This window comes from Methylicorpusculum oleiharenae (assembly GCF_009828925.2).
GTDB lineage: Bacteria > Pseudomonadota > Gammaproteobacteria > Methylococcales > Methylomonadaceae > Methylicorpusculum > Methylicorpusculum oleiharenae.
In genome coordinates this window covers 3,179,743-3,198,896 of sequence record NZ_WUTY02000001.1, presented here as the reverse complement: position 1 = coordinate 3,198,896, position 19,154 = coordinate 3,179,743, and the positions used below count along the sequence as shown (strand labels likewise).

Genomic DNA, 19,154 nt, shown 5'->3' with positions numbered 1-19,154 from the left:
GTAATGAATACCCGTCCTGAAACACGTCCCCCCTATCCACCTTTTAGTCATGAAATAGCAACCCAAAAAGTGCGCATGGCCGAAGATGGCTGGAACAGCCGCGACCACGAACGCGTCGCTTTGGCCTATACCATCGACAGCCAGTGGCGTAACCGCGCCGAGTTTCCGGTAGGCCGCGCTCAAATTGTCGAGTTTTTAAAAGCTAAATGGGCTAAAGAACACGAATACCGGCTGATCAAAGAACTCTGGGCTTTTGAAGGCAATCGCATTGCCGTGCGTTTTGCTTACGAATGGCATAACGGTAGCGGCGAGTGGTTCCGATCTTATGGTAATGAAAACTGGGAATTTGACCAAAACGGCCTCATGCAAAAGCGCTACGCCAGCATTAATGACCTGCCAATCAAGGAAAGCCAGCGAAAATTCCATTGGCCACTGGGCCGCCGTCCCGACGATCATCCTGGTTTAAGCGACCTTAAGCTTTGAATAAAGGGCGATTAAACCATCCAGAGCAAGCATTCATTTCCTATTCAAATAGTAAGTAAACTTTGTACCGCAGTGAATAAAGGTTCATCAGTACTATTAAAAGCAGTCAAATAGAATCATAGAGCCCATAACAGCGGCAGAACGACACATACTGGCTAGTTCATGTTGCCTCGCCATAGAAAAACTCGGCTTTAGTGATAGCACTGACGGCAATCTTGACTGAACTTATAGCCAGTAAGGTTTTTATGACCATCGGGTTGGCTTTGTAGAATTCAATCAGAAAATTGGTATCCCAAAGTATCATAGCGCTTTATGAAGCTGGCGAAAGAAGCGGATTGCGGGTTAATTCTGTTATATTTGTGGCCTAATATTGCCTGCCATAATCCCTTCATAAATATATGACACACCTCACTATGCCTGCGGCCGAAGCGTTTAAACTGCTCAGCATCACCAATCCAGCTATTGTCATTGATGTGAGATCAGAAGGAGAATATGACAAGGCGCACTTTGGCAATACGTTAAATATGCCGATACTTTCAGATGCTCATCGTCATGAAGTGGGCCTTGCTTATAAGACCGAAGGCTCGGAAGCTGCCAAAGTACTTGGACACCAACTGGTCAGCGGCGATTACAAAGAGCGGATGATTCAGCAGTGGTGTGAGGCTATTAAAAGCCATCCCCAGCAACCTGCGTTGATCTTTTGTTGGCGCGGGGGGTTGCGCTCCCGATTGGCTCAGGATTGGGTCTATCAAAACGGACTTGAAATTTTCCGGGTTGAGTCAGGCTATAAAGGTTTAAGGCATGAGGCACTTAAGGTCATAGAAAATCCTGCGCCCTTTGTGGTTTTGTCCGGCATGACCGGTTCGGGGAAAACCCGTTTGGGTCACAAGCTACGGAATTTTATCGATCTTGAAGCGCTTGCCAAGCACAGAGGCAGTGCTTTTGGATCGCATTTTGGCGCAATTCAGCCCCATCAAGCCACGTTTGAAAACAAGTTGGCACAATCACTTTATCACGTTGCATATGACTACGTACTTGAGGATGAAAGCCCCAATATCGGCCGGTGTCACCTGCCCGATCGGTTTTATGCTCGCATGGTTTCGGCGCCGATGGTGATGATCGAAACCCCGACTCGAATCCGGGCAATGGAAATTTTTAAAGAATACATCCAGGCACCTGTTACAGGCGGCATGCCCTTAACTGAGCTGGAAAGCAGCTTTGCTAAAAATATCGAACGGATCAGAAACAAGCTGGGCGGCCTGGAGTGCGACAATATTAAACAGCTGCTGTCACAATCATTTCAATTCGATGCACTGAATGAAGCATACACCGCTGCCTATCTCGACTGGATTGAACGCTTACTGACACAGTATTACGACAAACTGTATATCCATTCGCTGTCTTTAAAATCACGAAAGACCTTGTATACAGGTTCCTGGCAAGACTGTCTGGACTTTTTAACGCAGTTCCATCATGAATAAAAACTCAACCCCGATAGTTTCAGACCTGGTTTTACTCGGCGGTGGCCATGCCAACATTCAGGTCTTGAAAATGCTGGCCATGAATCCAATCGGCGGCCTTAGAATCACCTTAATATCCGATCAAACCCATTCGCCTTATTCCGGCATGATACCCGGCTATTTGGCGGGTTATTATTCCTATGAGGACTGCCATTTTGATTTAAGACGTATCTGCGAGGAACTCGGTCAGCGGTTTATCAAAGCCAAAATTACTGGTATCGATCCGCTACTTAAAAAAATTCAGCTGGAGAACAGGCCGGAAATCAGTTACGACTGCGCATCGATTAACGTGGGTATTGAGCCTGAAAGCATTGAAAATTCATCGCCAGAGGCCGCTTTAAAACTTATCCCGCTGAAACCGATTTCCAGGTTTATCGCGCATTGGGATCGGTTGATCGCCGACTTAAACGCTTATAAAGGCAGCGATATGCTCCAGATAGCCGTTGTTGGTGCAGGGGCCTCCGGCGTTGAAATCTCAATTATCCTGAAAATGCTAATCGACCAAAACCAATGGAATGCCGAAGTGAGCCTGATCCACCGGCATGAGTTTCTGGTCTCGGCGAAAGACCATTCGGCCCAAAGAAGACTGTCAAACACACTTAAAAACCTGGACATTAGCGTCTTTAAAAACACCCAGGCCCTTAAAAAGCAAGAAAAGGGCTTGCTGCTTAAAGATGAACAAGGACGGGTTCAGACTAAAGATTTTTTCAGGGTGCTGACGGCTACTCAAGCTGCTGCCCCGCATTGGTTTAAACATGCAGGGCTGCCGACAAATCCGAACGGCTTTTTAAAGGTCACCGAAAAACTGCTGGTTGAAAATGAAACGGCGCTGTTTGCTGCCGGAGATTGCATACACTTTTCGCCGTCTCCGTTGAAAAAAGCGGGCGTTTATGCGGTCCGTCAAGGGATGCTACTTGAGCACAATATCCGTGCATTTTTTACCGGAAAGTCCGCGTTAAAAACCTTTCATCCCAAGAAAAACGTGCTGTCTTTAATCACCATAGGCGAGCGCCAGGCCCTGGTACATCAGGATAGCGCATCGATACTCAGATGGATGTGGCCTTCACTGTTATGGACGGTTAAAGATGGGATAGACAGGCGCTTTATGAAACGTTTTCAGGCCAGGACTTTTACCAGGAAACCCCAACAGGTTGATAAGTTAATGCCAGCACCCAAAACTACGCTGGTTCCAGAAGATTGGGAAAGCAATACCTGCGGGGGTTGCGGCAGTAAGCTTGCAGCATCCACGCTAATGCTAAGCTTGAATAAACTGGACATTCCCGATGATGACGCGGTATCACTGGGTGTTAAAGATGGCGAAGACTGCGCGTTGACCCGATTTTCCGAACATCGCCTGTGCCTGCAAAGCATCGATCAATTCCGCTCGTTCATTTCAGACCCTTACTTGCTGGGGCAAATTGCCACCCAGCATGCGTTAAGCGACATCTATGCGATGGGCGGTGTTGCCAAAACCGCACAAGTCGGCCTGACACTTGGGGCCGCAAACAAAAAGATTCATCAGGAAGATATTTTTCAAGTAATGTCGGGCGTGCTGGATATTCTTAGCAATAGCGGAGCTTCCCTGGTCGGCGGCCATACCGGAGAAGGCGCGGAGTTGGCTATTGCGATTGCGGTACAGGGTGAAGTCGCGCCGGATCAGGTTTTAAGAAAACAGCTCACTCAATCAGGAAACAGCTTAATACTTACCAAGCCGATCGGCACCGGCGTTATCTTTGCCGCCAATATGCTGGCCCAAGCCAATGGCAAACTGGTGGATGAGGCGCTATCAAGCATGTTGCAATCCAATAAAACAGCAATGGAAGTCCTCAAATGCTTTGACGTGTCGGGATGCACCGATATTACCGGTTTTGGCTTGTTAGGCCATGCGTTTGAAATGTTGAGGATAAACAGCGCGGGTACTTTGGGTATTAAAATCGACTACAAGGCGATACCCGTCTTCGATGGTATTGGCGAGTTATTTGCGAAGGGTTATTACGCCTCTATTGCTCATAAAAACTATGAGTCTTTAAGTAGCGCACTCAGCAGTGAGGTGAGCAATCAACAGTTTCCTGCGCTGTTTGATCCGCAAACCAGCGGCGGCCTTTTGTTTTCAGTGCCAACCCATCAGACAGAAGAATGCCTAAAAACGCTTCATCAACAGGGTGTAGCTAAGGCCTGTGTCATAGGAGAAGTTATTGATCAGAATAAAATAATAATTATTTGATTAAATTGAATGTCGTTTACGACGATTAACTTAAACTTTATTTATCAGAGAAATGACGGCCAGGAGATGTGAGCTGCCGCCAATGAATAGGACCAGGACTATTCTGGGTTGTCACCCGAAGATCCTTTAAGCCAATGCGCTTGTGTCAATCACCATCGAATAATTAGACTTGCGAGAGGTTTCAACGGACGGGTTTTGTAAACCCGTCCTTACTTTTGATCGAAACATTCAAAACAGAAGTGCAACTCCCATTACCTGAGATTTTTATATTTTTAATCGCAACTGAACTACTCGTTACATGTGACGACACCGTCCTCCATATGTACGATGCAATCCACCACAATTTCATTATCTGCTGAACTTTCAGTAGCATACGCAGTAGTCACAATGACTGAGCCAAAAACCAACGCCAATACCATAAACAATTTATTCATTTTGAATCTCCTTAAGGACATCAAAGAAAAAACTGGGCTTGTTAAGCCATTTGTCAGGATTTGGAGAATTGGCTGATTAAGTCAACGGACCGGATTTAATCCATTACGATAGAAATTGTTCGTTACCTACAACACAGTCACCTGTTTATTTTTTATAAGCCCGGCAATCGGATATAGCCTGTATCTCCACTATGACAGACACACTTTATACCCATCAAGTTCAATTAACCAAGTGATTCAGTCAATTATTTTTTTGATTCTTGAACAATCGAAGTCTTTGCCAACCGATTATCAATAAGCCATTCAAAAACAGGAACACGGCAGGGGGTAATGGAACGGCAGTAATCCCTTGTTCGATAGTGAACTCCATAGAGGCGCGGTTTAAAAAAATCAGTCCTTGATTCAGGTCCTTTAAATCCGTAACAATTGAGATAATGCCAGCACCATCTGATAAGGCCTTAAAATGCAAGGTCGCCAATACCAATGGTTGAAACTCAGGTTCGTAAGCTATGACTGGAAATGATGAACCGGCTGCTGTCAGGCCTAATATTTCGGAATCGTCTTGAAAAATCGGATTGATCTCGCGGCCAATCAACTCAATGTTAATAGAACTGAAAACATTAAACCCAAACGCCAGCAATTCATCTGCAATATCGGATTCGTCAAACAAATCCCTGACAAGAGCCGTCACGGAAAATTGCTCACCGATTTTGACAATACGATTGCCGGAATTCGGTTCCTGATTTCCACACAAACTGTAGTTGCCTGGCTTGCGCCGGCCCACAGGATCATCAGGACAAAAAGTAAAACAGTGAACTGACTTTTTATTGCTGTCATCGCATACCCACCTAATTAATTTTTATGAATCTGCAGCTATCAGATCAACAATGAGTGAAGTTAAGCCAAAACGTTGTAAAGGAGGAAATCACCCATCGCTTTATCGAGTCCCGGCAATCCACCCAAATTCTCATGAGTTCCGACAGAGGTTACTGGACTGCTTTTCTTGAGAAAAAACCGGAAAGCCTGAAACTTTCCGGCTGTCCCTAAGCTATTTCACTTTGACTGAATAATCTTTAAAGTGGCGGTACCATGAGCGATAATCTGCATAAGTTACACAGCCGCTACGATCGTAATCGGCTTCTCGGTTATAGTTTTTCTTCCCATCGCATTGACCAAGAGACCGGCTGAACGCAACCCTGTCTTGGTTATCGACATCACCGTCGTTATCCAGATCGCCTTTAACCATCAACTCAACCAGCAAAGGATCATGATCGGAAGAACGAAAGACATCGGGACTGTAAAACTCAGTCACTTGACCGGCTGATTTGAACTCGACGTTATAATCCAAAGCTCTAGGTTCATCCGCGTTTATATGCCATACGGCTAAACCTTTGACTTGCTTGGCCAAACTGGCGTTTGCCAGCGCATGATCCAGATTACCCGATTCACCGCTGAACACATAGCTGTAGGCAGCACTGTCGCCAATCATCTTATCTACCAGATTAACGTAGCCCGCGGTCTTGAGCGCGGCAATAGGATCTTCTTTGGCATAGGCATTCAAGTCACCGATAATCATGACATTACGCCCATTACTGCCGGTCGGATAAGTCGTCAACCAGTCTGCCAACGCCTGCGCGGCAGCGGTTCTGGTTAAATTACAATTCCCTTGACCGTCGCCGGTATCGGGATCACTCACGTCATCACAGCTGGACCCTTTGGATTTAAAGTGATTGACCGCAACGGTGAGGGTTTTATTGGAGGCTTTGTCCAAAAAAGTTTGCGCTAATACAGGCCGGCTTTTTGTATCGATAAAACTCGGATCGACAGCGGTATCTAAAATCGCTGACGGCGCTAGGGGCTCTGCCTTAGCGGATTTATAGATAATACCGACTGCGATTTCATCGGTGCCGATGCGGCTGACGCCCGGATCAACGTATTCGTATGTGCCTGAGCCGGCCACTGCATTAAGCCCTTCAACCAGATCCGCAATGGCACTGTGAGCCGCGTAACCGTCATTCTCGATTTCCATCAAGCCGACTATATCGGCATCCATTTCGGTGATCGCCGCAATGATTTTATCCCGTTGCCGGTTAAATTCAGCTAACGAATTGGCACCCCGCGAAGTGGGAAAACCGCCCCCAAAACCGTCACCATTAAAATAATTAAGCACATTGAATGAAGCCACTTTAAGCGAACCTATTCCGGGCAAATGAGGCGGTGCTGGCCTTGCGTTACTAGAGGAGAACTGGGGTGCTTCAGTAGGATGCAACCGAAACATGCTGAAATCATAGGCTAATACGCCTATCGCATCCGACACTGTATCGCCACTTCTAAGAGTGTTTTCAGCATTCAGGCCATTAGGCCCAGGATAAAAGACTGGATCAGGGTTCTGTTTATTACTGCCGTCATCAATAACCAAACGGTTCAGCAAATTTTGATCCTTAACGGCATTGGCTGCAGCACCCGGTTCAGCTACTTGAGTAGGAATCATCAGCCGCGAACCGGACGATACCATCACTTCCCCGAAACGGGCTAAATTAAAGTTTTCTGTTACCGTCAATGTTTGTTGGAAATTGACTAACATGCCTTCACGCCACTCCGGGTTATTGGTATCCGGATCAAACGGTAAACTCAACTCGGTTAATGCTGGTAAAGGTGATGCGCTGGCACAGATATCGACAGACTTGACTGACTCGAGCCGCGTCATATTAAACCGCTCGGAAACGGTACCCACGATATGCACTTTATCGCCGACAGTTACAGGAAGGTTAGACGTGATAAACAGACCCTCGGATGTCTTGGAATCGTTATCCGCATCACTGTCTTCTTCCTGCACAAAGAAACCGTTTAAGCCGTTACTGTCCTGAAAATCCCCGATAACAACGGCTTCTATAGGCTGCTCGCTACCCAGCAACGGACTATCACTGTCCGAACCTTGAATAGCACTGATTAACACGGCCGGTTGACCACACTTTGAAATGGGTGGTGGTGGCGCCGCAGCAAAAAACTGATTGGGATTAATCCGTCCAAAACTATTTTCACTGGGTGAATTCCAGCTAAAGTCTTCATAATCGGACCCGGTTCCGGTCAGTTGCAGCGAAAAAGTTAAGGGTGTATCACTGGTTTCAGCCACATTGATATCCTGACTTAACAAACCGGCTGCAGGACCATTCAATGCGGTAAATGCACCTTCATAACTTAAAAATTGCACAACATTGTTACCCGCATCCACCAGTGCCATGGCATCAGGCGCACCGTTTTGAATACCGTTCACGGGATAATCCATGACTAACGTTCCCATTCCAGAGCCTGATTCGTCTGGTAATACGCCATTCAGGGTAACAGTATTGTAGCTTTGAGCATTGGCTCCGTTATAGAGAATGACTTGCCATCCGGTCAGATCTGTTCCGGCCGGACCCACAATTTCTATAGCCTCACCGGCATCGGTTCCCGCGTTGTCGTAATGAATTTCGTTAATAAAAACCGGTGTAGCCGCTTGGGCGGTCACCCCTAAATTGAGTATACTCAGCACAGCCAGAGCCGTTTTGCGTAACTTATGATGTTGAAAACTTAGCATATCGAACAATTCCCCCTCAATTAAATACCCAGAACATACTCGCCGTATGCTCTGTTACCTTTGCCAGCAGGATTAAGACGGTGCTGACGTTTTACCCAATCTGACCAAGCGTTACAAAAAGTCGATATAACACCCGAAGATCAGGTCAATCCTTGAGATAGTGTGAGATGTAAAGGTTTTACGACTATTACGATTTACCGAAATTTTGGTTAAACGTAATACGATTTTTGAAAACTCAGAAGAGGGATGGAGAAAACTGAAGTTGTCCCGTTTTTAAGCGTTATTCAGGTTTGCAGGGGTATGAATCAAGGTTATGTTGGCATTAATAATTGCCGTCGTTCCCGCAAGGATTGGCGCAGTGGACTGGGTCCTTTTCTGTTTGAAAGGCATGTAGCCCCTTGAATGTACAGGTGTCAAAATAGCCCCTGTAGTTTAAGACCTTGCAACTCTTGTTGGATGTTGCCAAGTCGAATCACTATTTCAGCCGGGCAGACTTCAAAAAAGGGCTAGAAATTAATCGCCGCCGCCACACCCACCCCCGCAGCCGCCATCACTGCTGTCGCCGCTATCGGACCAGTCGCCGAAGCCGTCAGTTGAGCCGTCGAAATCAGAACTGGAAAAATCGCCGCCGCAGAATGGGGTACTTGAGCCGGTGTCGTCGTTGCGCCTTATGCCTCGACAATCCGGCGCATAGACAAAACCGTCGGCGATGTTGAGTTTTTTGTCGATGGCAAACAGCAGCGGTAGACGACTGGGTTTGCGGGGATCGATGCTTTCCTCACGACAGGTCAACCACCAGATGCGGCGCAGACCGCTGTTGTTTTGCTTGTTCCGGCTTAATACCACCGCCGGGGTGTGATGCAGAAAGCCACCAAAGGCTTTTTTGCAGAAGCTGTCGTAATGGCGAGTGTAGAGAATCAGCTCATGCCAGAGGTCGTCGGTGACTTGCGACGGCATCGAAACATAACGGCAACCGCCCTGCAAGTAAGCCAGGAAAAACTGCCGCAAAGCCCGCCCCACCAATTGGCAATCCTTCAACGCCAATTCCGGTCGCCGCTTGCGGAGTTTCTCGTAAAGTGCCGGCGGAAAGGAGTAAGTGCGGATATAGTCGGCACGCACGCTACGCCGCCAGCGCCGCCAAAGCAAGGTCAGCACTATCAACAGGGTGGCAATGATGGCAAGGGAGGCAAACTTCATGCGGCTTGTTCGCTGGCCGGTACCAGCGCTTCGTGCAATAAGGACTCCAGCAGGCGGCGGCTGTCGGCTGCGGTGCGGGTGAGCTGGGTTTCCAGTTGGTCGCACAGCGCCATCAGTTCATCGACTTTGGCGACGATGCGGTGTTGTTCGGGGAGAGGTGGGAGAGGAACTGGGAATTCATTCATCGCTTTCAGAGAAAGATTCTTAATGGTCGCTCCAGTAGCTCCATGCAATGCATAATCTATGAAATATGGACTTTCAATAATTAGCTTTATGTAGTATTTATTGATTAAACTTGATAAGTTGAAATAACAAGCGCTTTTGCCTAGAACGACTTCTTCGTTGTGGTAAAAGGCGACGTTGCCGAGAGTGCCGTTAATTGAAACCAATACCGTGTTTGTTGTCATTGGTTTTTTGTACTTCTGCATTTCTTCAAATGAGACAGTTTTTGTGCTTGGCTTGATAACAATTTTTCCATCGACCAAGTTATTGCCATTGATAAAGTAATAGCCTGTCCCTTCGGTATATGTTGGAGTGCCATGTATGCCATCACCAAGTATGTGAGCTAGTGATCGAAGCCGTGACCATTCCCAATTGAATGGCAGAGTAAATAGCTTTTCATCGATCCTTACTGATGGAAGTGGTTTTGTTTTCCTATAAAATCCATTGAATTGCTGATCATCTATTTCTTTCTCGACTTTTTTTAACAACTCATCCGCCGATTCTTCATCCTGGTCTTGCGCAACCAGCTTTCCGCGGACGGCGAGATTGAGGATGGTTTGTCGGAGTTGTTTGATGTGGGCCGGGCGCGTGGTGAGGCGCGGCAGGTTTTCAAGTACGAAACCCACGTCATCGAAGCCCGTCGTCCCGGCAGGGATTGCCGGGATCCAGTTTACAGGGAAGTATGCCTGCTTACCTTCCATGCTGCTGACGTTTTGCTGTTTTGGATTCGAATCGGGGGGTAAGGAACCCAAGTCGCTCTCGTCCATGAAGTCTGGATCCCGGCAATCCCTGCCGGGACGACGGCTTTGATCAGGCTGGTTCAATCTATTCAGGCTGGCGGCCACTAATCGATCGCGACATTGTTCCCGCTCAGTTTGCGCTGCCTGCAACCGGTCGCACAGCGCCATCAGCTCATCGACTTTGGCAACGATGCGGTGTTGTTCTGAGAAGGGAGGGAGAGGAAACTTTAGTTCATTGCCATCATTTGCATCGAGACGAGGCTGGTTTTCAAGTACGAAACGCACTTCGTCGAAGCTCGTCGTCCCGGCAGGGATTGCCGGGATCCAGTTTACAGGGATGTATGCCTGTTTACCTTCCATGCTGCTGACGTTTTGCTGTTTTGGATTCGAATCGGGAGGTAAGGAACCCAAGTCGCTCTCGTCCATGAAGTCTGGATCCCGGCAATCCCTGCCGGGACGACGGCTTTGATCAGAGGGGTTCAATCTATTCAGGCTGGCGGCCACCAATCGGTCGCGACATTGTTCCCGCCCGGTTTGCGCCGCCTGCAACCGGTCGCACAGCGCCATCAACTCATCGACTTTGGCAACGATGCGGTGTTGTTCTGAGAAGGGAGGGAGAGGAAACTTTAGTTCATTGCCATCATTTGCACCGAGACGAGGCTGGTTTTCAAGTACGAAACGCACTTCGTCGAAGCTCGTCGTCCCGGCAGGGATTGCCGGGATCCAGTTTACAGGGATGTATGCCTGTTTACCTTCCATGCTGCTGACGTTTTGCTGTTTTGGATTCGAATCGGGAGGTAAGGAACCCAAGTCGCTCTCGTCCATGAAGTCTGGATCCCGGCAATCCCTGCCGGGACGACGGCTTTGATCAGAGGGGTTCAATCTATTCAGGCTGGCGGCCACCAATCGGTCGCGACTTTGTTCCCGCTCGGTTTGCGCCGACTCCAACCGGTCGCACAGCGCCATCAGCTCATCGACTTTGGCAACGATGCGGTGTTGTTCGGGGAGAGGTGGGACCGCAATCGGGTAATTTCTCAGGAATCCTAGTGAAACAAACGGCTGCAACCCACCAGCTGCAAGTTCCTGCATTTTGCTTGCCGCATACCAGAGATATAAGCAAAGGAAACCTGGATTTGCGGTTGATCGATCATAGTATTTGAACAGGGCTACATTCTTGATACTGAACTCCCTGTCTGTATCAACAATAACCGGATTTCCTATGCTTCCAATCATCGCCAACAAAATATCATCTTTTTCTACCAGTGAACGTTCGGATATTTGTCGATGATCCTGTTCGCTGATGAACTTAATGTCATCGAATGAAAGCCTACCGGATGATAGATTTTTGCTTGTTACAAGTGGGTAACCAGAATTCACATATTTTGGAGTGTCATGTGTTCCATCCCTTACATCGTAGATATTTCCTAATTGGCTGCCGATCCAATTTTGAGGTATTTTAAATTTGAAGTCATCATGTGATAAGGTCTCTAATGTTTTAGTTTTTCGGATTCTGCCTTCTTTAATCAATCTAGCCTTTTCAGCTTCGATTCGTTTTAACAACTCCCCAGCCGGCTCATCATTCGGATCTTGCTCAACCAGTTTCCCCCGCACCGCCAAATCCAGAATAAATCGCCGCAACCGCGGAATTGCGTCTGGAGCTTCGCTGATGCGGTCGAAGTGTTGCAGTAATTGTTCCGGATTCATAGTCTGGTATTTAGTTTTATTTTGCGTTGTAAGGACAAATGGCCGTCGCCCCGGCAGGGAATGCCGGGGTCCAGTTTACAGGGATGTAAGCTGTATCGATCACAGTAAAGTATTTAGCCAGTCGCATCCTTGCAGTCTGGTTCCCGGCAATCCATGCCGGGACGACGGTGTTGGTTAAGGTATGGATAATTCGGGCCATAAGTCCTTCCAATGGGGATTATTCTGTTCAATCAACCCTATTTTAGCTTTTCTATCCCATTTTTTAAGTTGCTTTTCGCGCTGGATGGCGCTTTCCATGGTTTGGTGAGGTTCGTACCACACCAGATCGTGTATTTTGTAGCGTTTGGTGAAGCCTTCGGCCAGCTCTTTTCGGTGTTGGTACACCCGATCGATCAGGTCCGAAGTTACGCCGATGTATAAAGTGCCGTTGCGTTGGCTGGCGAGCAGGTAGACGCAGGGTTGTTTTGTCATTGATGAGCTAAATCCATTTCCCAGTATTCGTGAGGTCGCAGGCTTTATTCACGTCCCTGTAGACTGGGTCCCGGCACCCATTAGAGCGAGCAAGTGAATCCCTGCCGGGACGACAACCAGCTTCGAACCTGTCGGAGTGCATTTGTGTCACCCGTGGCGACACTTTTGGCGGATTGAGGACGATGCGCTCAAACAAGGCAGCTTTAAACCGGTTCGCGGGCATCACGCTTCATAAACCAACTCGCGGCTTTGTTCGATACTGGCTCGCACGTAAGGATTCAGGAGGGATGCAGTTTCGGCCAAATCCACCTCGCGGCCAATCAGTTCCGCTAGTTCCTGACGTAAGTCAAAAAAGGTTTGCAAGGAGGGCGCTTGTTCTTCGCCAGCAAATTCCACCAAAAAGTCGGCATCACTCAAGGTTGGATCAAAATCACTACCGCGCGCGGCCGAACCGAACACTTCCAGTTTGCGAACATGGTAGCGCCGACACAGTTCGGCGATGGCGGGCTGGTATTGCTGGATGGCGGGATGCATGCTGTTACTCCTCTGACTGGTTGGTTGTCCCTGATGATTCTAGCGCAGCAACGCTTCAGCCAGAATACTTTTCAGTTGGTCGCGCAACTGGGCAACGGTTTGTTCGTCTTGTTCCAGCTTGGCTAACAGTTCCGCCGGATTGCCGTGATCGTCGGCAATGGTGTGCGGGTTTTTAGAATCCAGGTTGTAGTTACGAGCCTTGATGTCATCGCTGCTGACTTTCCAGGCGTGTTCGGTTTCCTGGCGCCCTACTCTCTCCGCCCCGCCCCACCAATCGACACAGCCTTGCAGGTGTTCGACGCGAATGGGTTTGGTCATCGAGTAAGCTTTTTGCGTGGCCGGGACGTGATGCTCGTAGAACCAAACATCCTGGGTTGGCTGGCCTTTCTCGAAAAACAGCAGGTTGGTGCCGATGCTGGCGTAAGGCTTGAACACGCTGTTCGGCAGGCGCACGATGGTGTGCAGATTGCATTCTTCCAGCAGGTGTTCTTTCAGGCGGGTTTTGACGCCTTCGCCGAACAGCGAGCCGTCCGGCAAAACGATGGCGGCACGGCCGCCGGGCTTGAGCAGACGGATAAACAAGGCCAGGAACAAATCAGCGGTTTCCTTGGTGCGAAAATGGGCCGGGAAGTTCGATTCGATGCCGTCTTCCTCCCGGCCACCAAAAGGCGGATTGGTCAGAATGATGTCAACCCGGTCGGCTTGGCCGTAACTGATGTAGGGCTTGGCCAGGGTGTTGTCGTGGCGGACGAAGCTGGGGTCTTCGATGCCGTGCAGCAGCATGTTGGTGACGCAGAGCATGTGTGGCAGCTGCTTTTTCTCGACGGCGCGCAGGCTGGCTTGCAGCGCTTGTTCGTCTTCAACTTTTTTGACGTAACGGTCGCGCATGTGGCGAATCGAGCAGGTCAAAAAACCACCGGTGCCGCAGGACGGGTCAAACAGGATTTCGCCGGGCTTGGGATCGATACGATCCACCATGAAGGCGGTAACGGCGCGCGGGGTGTAATATTCGCCGGCATTGCCGGCGCTTTGCAGGTCGTTGAGCAGTTGTTCATAAATATCGCCGAAATGCTTACGCTCGGCGAGATCGTTGAAATCGACGCCGCTGATTTTATTGATGACTTGGCGCATCAACTGACCGGATTTCATGTAGTTATAGGCATCTTCGAACACACTTTTGACCACGCGGGCGCGGTTGGCTTGGCTGCCGGTGGGCGTCAGGTTTTTCAGGGTCGGGAACAGTTCGGTGTTGATGAAGTTCATCAAGGCTTCGCCGGTGATACCTTCCGGATCGGCCGCCCAGTTGCGCCATTGAAAGGGTTCCGGAATCGGCGAATGGTAGTCGTCCTGCATGATTTCCAGTTGCTGATCCTGATCGTCGATGATTTTTAAAAAGAACATCCAGCACAGTTGCGACAGACGCTGGGCATCACCATCGACGCCGACGTCCTGGCGCATGATGTCTTGAATGGATTTAACGGTGGTTCTGGCTGACATGGGTTAGGCGACTTCCTCGTAGAGTGCGGCTTGCAGTGCGTGGACGGCTTGTTCGAAATGGGCTTTGCCGCCGAATTGTTTGATCAGTTGGAATGCGGTGCCCATCCGGTCGAACGGGGCAATTTCCAGTATTTTGACATTATCCAGGCCGGTGACGACGCCTTCGTCCTGATATTTATCCAGCAAAGCTTCCAGCACTGCACGGGCTTGTTCACCGTATTGAGTGAAGACATCGCGCTTTTTAACGTTGTTGGCGCGTTCGCGGCGGGTGAGCGGTGGCTGATCAAAAGCGATGTGGCAAATCAAGTCAAAGGGGTCGAGGTCTTTGCCGACTTCTTCCAACAAGGGTTCCAAAAGCAAACCTTCTTCGGCCAGTTCTTCGATGATGGCCTCTTTGCGTTCGGCGGATTTCCAGCGTTTTAAAAACTGGTCCAGGCTGGCGAAATGAGCACGAATGGCTTTGCGGGAAAAATCGCGCAGGGATTCGGTAATCAGTTTGCCGTTTTCATCCAGGTATTCGACCCGTTCTTTCAACACGCTGACCGGCTTACCTTTGACACGGTATTTGGGCGGCGGCTCTTTGACGTCTGGCGGGTCTGGTTCTACCGTGGGGGGTACAAACAGGATTTCTTCATCATCGCCGGGAGTATTCGAGGTCGGATCTTCGGGATCGACTGTCGGAGGAATATCATCAGGCGGCGTGACAGGATCGTCTTCGTCAGGTGAGTAAATTTGTACCGGTTCGCCGTCAAAATCTTTGTCGGCAAAATGCGCACTGGCTTGGCGAAAATCGACCAGCGTGAAATAGAATTTTTTCAGGAATTCATAGAGTCGGGTGCCACGCCCCAGAATTTGCTTGAATTCGGTCATCGAGCCAACGGTACGGTCGATGACGATCAGTTTGCACGTTTGAGCATCCACACCGGTTGACAACAGGCGCGAGGTGGTAACGATGACCGGGTAGGTGGATTCCGGGTCGATAAAGTTATCCAGTTGGGCGATGCCGGCACCGTCGTCGCCGGTAATGCGCATGATGTAGCGTTCGTTTTTTAACACTTCATCCTGATTTTCCAGGATCAATGCCTGACGCAATAAAGCGGCGTGTTCGGTATCAACGCAGAAGACGATGGTCTTTTGGTATCGGTCGCCGCTTTGCTTGAGGTAATCGGAAATCCATTGGGCGACTCGCCGGGTGCGGCTGTCGATGATGATGTTACGGTCGAAATCCTTGATGTTGTAAATTCGATCGTCGATCAGCCGTCCTTGCCGGTCCGTTTCGCCTTTCTTGGGGCGGTAGCCTTCGACGTCGATGTCCAGATGCACTTTGATGACTTTATACGGGGCCAGAAAGCCGTCACTGATGCCCTGTTTTAACGAATAGGTGTAAACCGGTTCACCGAAATAATGGAGGTTGGAAACGTATTCGGTTTCCTTGGGCGTAGCGGTCAAACCGATCTGGGTGGCGGGTTTGAAATGCTCCAGAATTTCGCGCCAGGCAGAATCTTCGGCAGCACTACCCCGATGGCATTCGTCGATGATGATCAGGTCGAAGAAGTCGGGCGATAACTCACGGTAAATCTTTTGCCGCTCTTCAGGGCCCGTCAAAGCCTGATAAAGGCCAAGGTAAATTTCATAGGCGGTATCGATGCAGCGTTTGTTATCGATCGCGGTAGTCAGATCAACGAAGCTGCCATCGTTGCGTTCGATGGTTTTGGCGTTGGTGCTGAGCTTGGCCATGGCGGGTCCGAAGGGGCGAAAATCGTTGACCATGGTTTGGTTGACCAGAATATTGCGGTCGGCTAGAAACAGGATACGTTTTTGCCTGCCCTTATGCCAGTCGGATTTCCATAAACGCCAGATGATCTGAAAGGCGGTATAAGTCTTCCCGGTGCCGGTTGCCATCACCAACAAGACTCGATTTTGTCCCTTGGCAATGGCTTCGATAGTGGCGTTGATAGCATTGCGTTGGTAATAGCGAGGCTCTTTACCGCAGCCGTCGTCGTAATAGGGTTCCAGGATGATGTCTTCTTGCTGCGAATCGATATGCTTCCAAAGCCGATAGTGTTGCCAAAGATGAGCGGGGCTTGGAAATTGGTCGGGGCCGAGGTTTTGTTCTAACGGGTCCGATTGTCCGGTTTTGTCGTGAAACAGAAAACCGTCACCATTGCTGGAGAATACAAACGGTACTTGCAATGTGGCGGCATAATCAAGAGCCTGTTGCATGCCGTCGCCAATGGCGTGGTTGTTGTCCTTGGCTTCGATGATGGCAATGGGAATGTGTTGATAGTACAACACATAATCGGCGCGCTTGGCTTTACCTCGAGTCACCAGTCGGCCCCGGACGATAATCCGGCCCTTGGTGAACGTCACTTCCCGACGGATTTGTGTCGCTTCATCCCAGCCAGACTGGATCAGCTTGGGTGTAATGTATTTGGCACAGATGTCGGCTTCGGTGAGTCCTTTTTTTGACATTCTATCTATGTTTCTTATCCAAAAGGGGAATACCCCGAAAACCACTGCCGTTCAGGTAGTCGGCAAACAACGCCAACGACAGGAATTGACCCGTAAACGAGGCGTAATGGTCAAACAATTACCCAACAAAATCAAGCAATATCGATATATACAGTTTGACTTTGTTTCAATTCGTTGGAGCTGCGCATTTTAGGGTTTTCGCTCTGATTGGACTGCGCCGTTAAGCGGCTTAACTTGCATGCTTTTGGCAATCCGACCTAACGATCTATCTGTGAATGTTGGTTTGGCTATCGCCAGCCGCAACCTCCACCAATTGATACCCTTTCCGTGTATCGTTCAGCATTCAATAGTTCCCTCTGAAGAATTACGTTTACTGTCATCAATCGTTAACCTGGAGTTCATCACTCTGTAATCTGCCGCCTCTAAAGTGATTGACTCTTACAACCAGTTCCGGAGTTGATCATGCACAGTACAATTAACTATTCTCGAAGTTTGCTAGCCGTCGTTATCGCGTCGATGACGATCACTGCATCGGCTGCCGATGTGCCGCTGATGGCACAAGGCATTCAGATTGGCGATGTCGATGGCGGCCGTGCCGTAATCTGGAGTCGCGCCGACAGACCCTCGCGCATGATGGTGGAATATGCACTGGATGAAAACTTCACAAATGCTGTCACTGTTCGCGGCCCCTATGCCATGGCCGAATCTGATTTCACTAGTCGCCAGGATTTAACCAACCTGCCTGAAGGCAAAGAAATTTATGTCAAAGTCTGGTTTGAGGACTTAACCAATGCCCGCAGCCAAAGCGAGCCGGTAACAGGCCATTTCCATACCGTTGGTAAACGCGACAACATACGCTTTGTGTGGGGTGGTGATACTGCGGGTCAGGGCTGGGGCATCAATGAAAGCTTTGGCGGTATGAAAATTTACGAAGCTATGCGCCAGGTTCAACCGCAATTTTTCATTCAAAGTGGTGACAGTGTGTACTCGGATGGGCCGATTCCCGAGAGCAAAATCGCTGAAAATGGGCTGATTTGGACTAACCTGGTAACTCCGGAAGTCAGCAAAGTAGCCGAAACGTTGAATGAGTTTCGCGGCCGTTACAAATACAACTTCCTGGACGAAAACCTGCGCCGATTCAATGCAGAAGTACCGCAAATCTGGCAATGGGACGATCACGAGGTTGTCAATAACTGGTCGGATTCCAAGGATTTAAGCGCAGATCCCCGTTATACCGTAAAAGATGTGCCACTCCTGGTAGCGCGCGCCACACAGGCTTTCCATGAATTTGCGCCACTTCGCCCTCACGATGCCGAGGAATCAGAACGTATCTATCGCAAACTGTCTTATGGCAAACTGCTGGACGTATTTGTTATCGACATGCGCTCCTATCGTGGCCCCAATACCAATAACCTGCAGACTCAAGCCGGCCCTGAAACCGTATTTCTGGGCGAGCAGCAATTAGCCTGGCTGAAAGAGGAACTGAAAAACTCCAAAGCCACCTGGAAAGTTATCTCCTCGGATATGCCGATCGGTTTGAATATCGGTGATGGCAGCGATGCCCAAGGCGATGCCCGCTGGGAAGCAATCGCCAACGGCAATGACGGTGCCGCCGCCGGGCGCGAACTGGAAATAGCCGAGTTACTGAGTTTTATCAAGCATAAGCGCATAGACAATATCGTCTGGCTGACTGCAGATGTGCATTATGCGGCAGCGCATTTCTATGATCCCCGCAAAGCCACCAGCAAGGATTTTACGCCATTCTGGGAGTTCGTCGCAGGCCCTTTAAACGCAGGTTCATTTGGACCTAACTCCACCGACGGTACCTTCGGACCTCAAGTGGTGTTTAATAAAGCACCCGCACCTGGCCAGGTAAATTTATCTCCTTACGCGGGTCTGCAGTTTTTCGGCGAGGTTAACATCGACCGCAAGACTCAAGCCATGACCGTGGATTTAAAGGATATTGAAGGCGACGTGGTGTTTAGCCAAACCCTTCCTGCTTCACAGCACTCAAATAAAGGCCGCGACCGCGATTAACCGGTATCGCCGGATTGCGTAGCGTGATCCGGCGAGCTCTTT

The 19,154-nt window shown here is 49.2% G+C and carries 14 protein-coding genes; 4 read left to right on the top strand and 10 right to left on the bottom strand.

Going from position 1 to position 19,154, the window contains the following annotated elements:
- Positions 1 to 3 precede the first annotated feature (3 nt).
- Entirely contained in the window at positions 4 to 483 is a 480-nt protein-coding gene (locus GO003_RS14400; RefSeq protein ID WP_159654849.1) for a nuclear transport factor 2 family protein, read from the top strand.
- A 160-nt stretch (positions 484 to 643) separates the two neighbouring features.
- Here GO003_RS14400 and GO003_RS14395 read toward each other — a convergent pair whose 3' ends face one another.
- Positions 644 to 787 carry a PIN domain-containing protein gene (locus GO003_RS14395; RefSeq protein ID WP_159654851.1) on the bottom strand — a complete coding sequence of 48 codons (144 nt, stop codon included), beginning with the start codon at positions 785 to 787 and terminating at the stop codon, positions 644 to 646.
- A 94-nt stretch (positions 788 to 881) separates the two neighbouring features.
- Here GO003_RS14395 and mnmH point away from each other — a divergent pair, with 94 nt between their 5' ends.
- Together mnmH and selD are read left to right on the top strand one after the other, a co-directional pair.
- The gene (mnmH, locus tag GO003_RS14390; protein WP_159654853.1) at positions 882 to 1,964 is read left to right on the top strand and encodes a tRNA 2-selenouridine(34) synthase MnmH; all 1,083 of its coding nucleotides are present in this window, start codon (positions 882 to 884) and stop codon (positions 1,962 to 1,964) included.
- A complete protein-coding gene (gene selD, locus GO003_RS14385) occupies positions 1,957 to 4,227 on the top strand; it encodes a selenide, water dikinase SelD (protein ID WP_159654855.1) in 2,271 nt (756 codons plus the stop codon). The genes mnmH and selD overlap by 8 nt, the downstream gene beginning before the upstream one ends.
- Before the next feature lie 287 nt (positions 4,228 to 4,514).
- Here selD and GO003_RS14380 read toward each other — a convergent pair whose 3' ends face one another.
- The 9 genes from GO003_RS14380 to hsdR all read right to left on the bottom strand — a co-directional run bounded on the left by GO003_RS14380 (position 4,515) and on the right by hsdR (position 17,075).
- On the bottom strand, positions 4,515 to 4,661 hold the full coding sequence (locus tag GO003_RS14380; protein ID WP_159654857.1) for a hypothetical protein: 147 nt from the start codon (positions 4,659 to 4,661) through the stop codon (positions 4,515 to 4,517).
- Between the two features lie 241 nt (positions 4,662 to 4,902).
- Entirely contained in the window at positions 4,903 to 5,415 is a 513-nt protein-coding gene (locus GO003_RS14375; protein WP_159654859.1) for a hypothetical protein, read from the bottom strand.
- A gap of 294 nt (positions 5,416 to 5,709) precedes the next feature.
- Entirely contained in the window at positions 5,710 to 8,238 is a 2,529-nt protein-coding gene (locus GO003_RS14370; RefSeq protein ID WP_159654861.1) for an ExeM/NucH family extracellular endonuclease, read from the bottom strand.
- A 513-nt stretch (positions 8,239 to 8,751) separates the two neighbouring features.
- The gene (locus GO003_RS14365; RefSeq protein WP_159654863.1) at positions 8,752 to 9,435 is read right to left on the bottom strand and encodes a glycine-rich domain-containing protein; all 684 of its coding nucleotides are present in this window, start codon (positions 9,433 to 9,435) and stop codon (positions 8,752 to 8,754) included.
- Positions 9,432 to 12,101, bottom strand: coding sequence for a restriction endonuclease subunit S (locus GO003_RS14360; RefSeq protein WP_231089003.1), 2,670 nt, complete (start codon positions 12,099 to 12,101; stop codon positions 9,432 to 9,434). The genes GO003_RS14365 and GO003_RS14360 overlap by 4 nt, the downstream gene beginning before the upstream one ends.
- Before the next feature lie 174 nt (positions 12,102 to 12,275).
- Positions 12,276 to 12,572 (bottom strand): GIY-YIG nuclease family protein, encoded by a 297-nt coding sequence (locus GO003_RS14355; RefSeq protein ID WP_159659542.1) that lies wholly within the window; start codon positions 12,570 to 12,572, stop codon positions 12,276 to 12,278.
- Positions 12,573 to 12,794: 222 nt separating this feature from the next.
- A complete protein-coding gene (locus tag GO003_RS14350) occupies positions 12,795 to 13,106 on the bottom strand; it encodes a nucleotidyltransferase family protein (protein ID WP_159659543.1) in 312 nt (103 codons plus the stop codon).
- 39 nt (positions 13,107 to 13,145) lie between these two features.
- Positions 13,146 to 14,603: a class I SAM-dependent DNA methyltransferase gene (locus tag GO003_RS14345; protein WP_159659544.1), complete on the bottom strand. Its 1,458-nt coding sequence runs from the start codon at positions 14,601 to 14,603 to the stop codon at positions 13,146 to 13,148.
- 3 nt (positions 14,604 to 14,606) lie between these two features.
- Positions 14,607 to 17,075, bottom strand: coding sequence for an EcoAI/FtnUII family type I restriction enzme subunit R (gene hsdR, locus GO003_RS14340; RefSeq protein WP_159659545.1), 2,469 nt, complete (start codon positions 17,073 to 17,075; stop codon positions 14,607 to 14,609).
- A gap of 462 nt (positions 17,076 to 17,537) precedes the next feature.
- On the opposite strand from hsdR, the gene GO003_RS14335 reads away from it, so the two are divergent.
- Positions 17,538 to 19,112 carry an alkaline phosphatase D family protein gene (locus GO003_RS14335; RefSeq protein WP_159659546.1) on the top strand — a complete coding sequence of 525 codons (1,575 nt, stop codon included), beginning with the start codon at positions 17,538 to 17,540 and terminating at the stop codon, positions 19,110 to 19,112.
- Positions 19,113 to 19,154 lie beyond the last annotated feature (42 nt).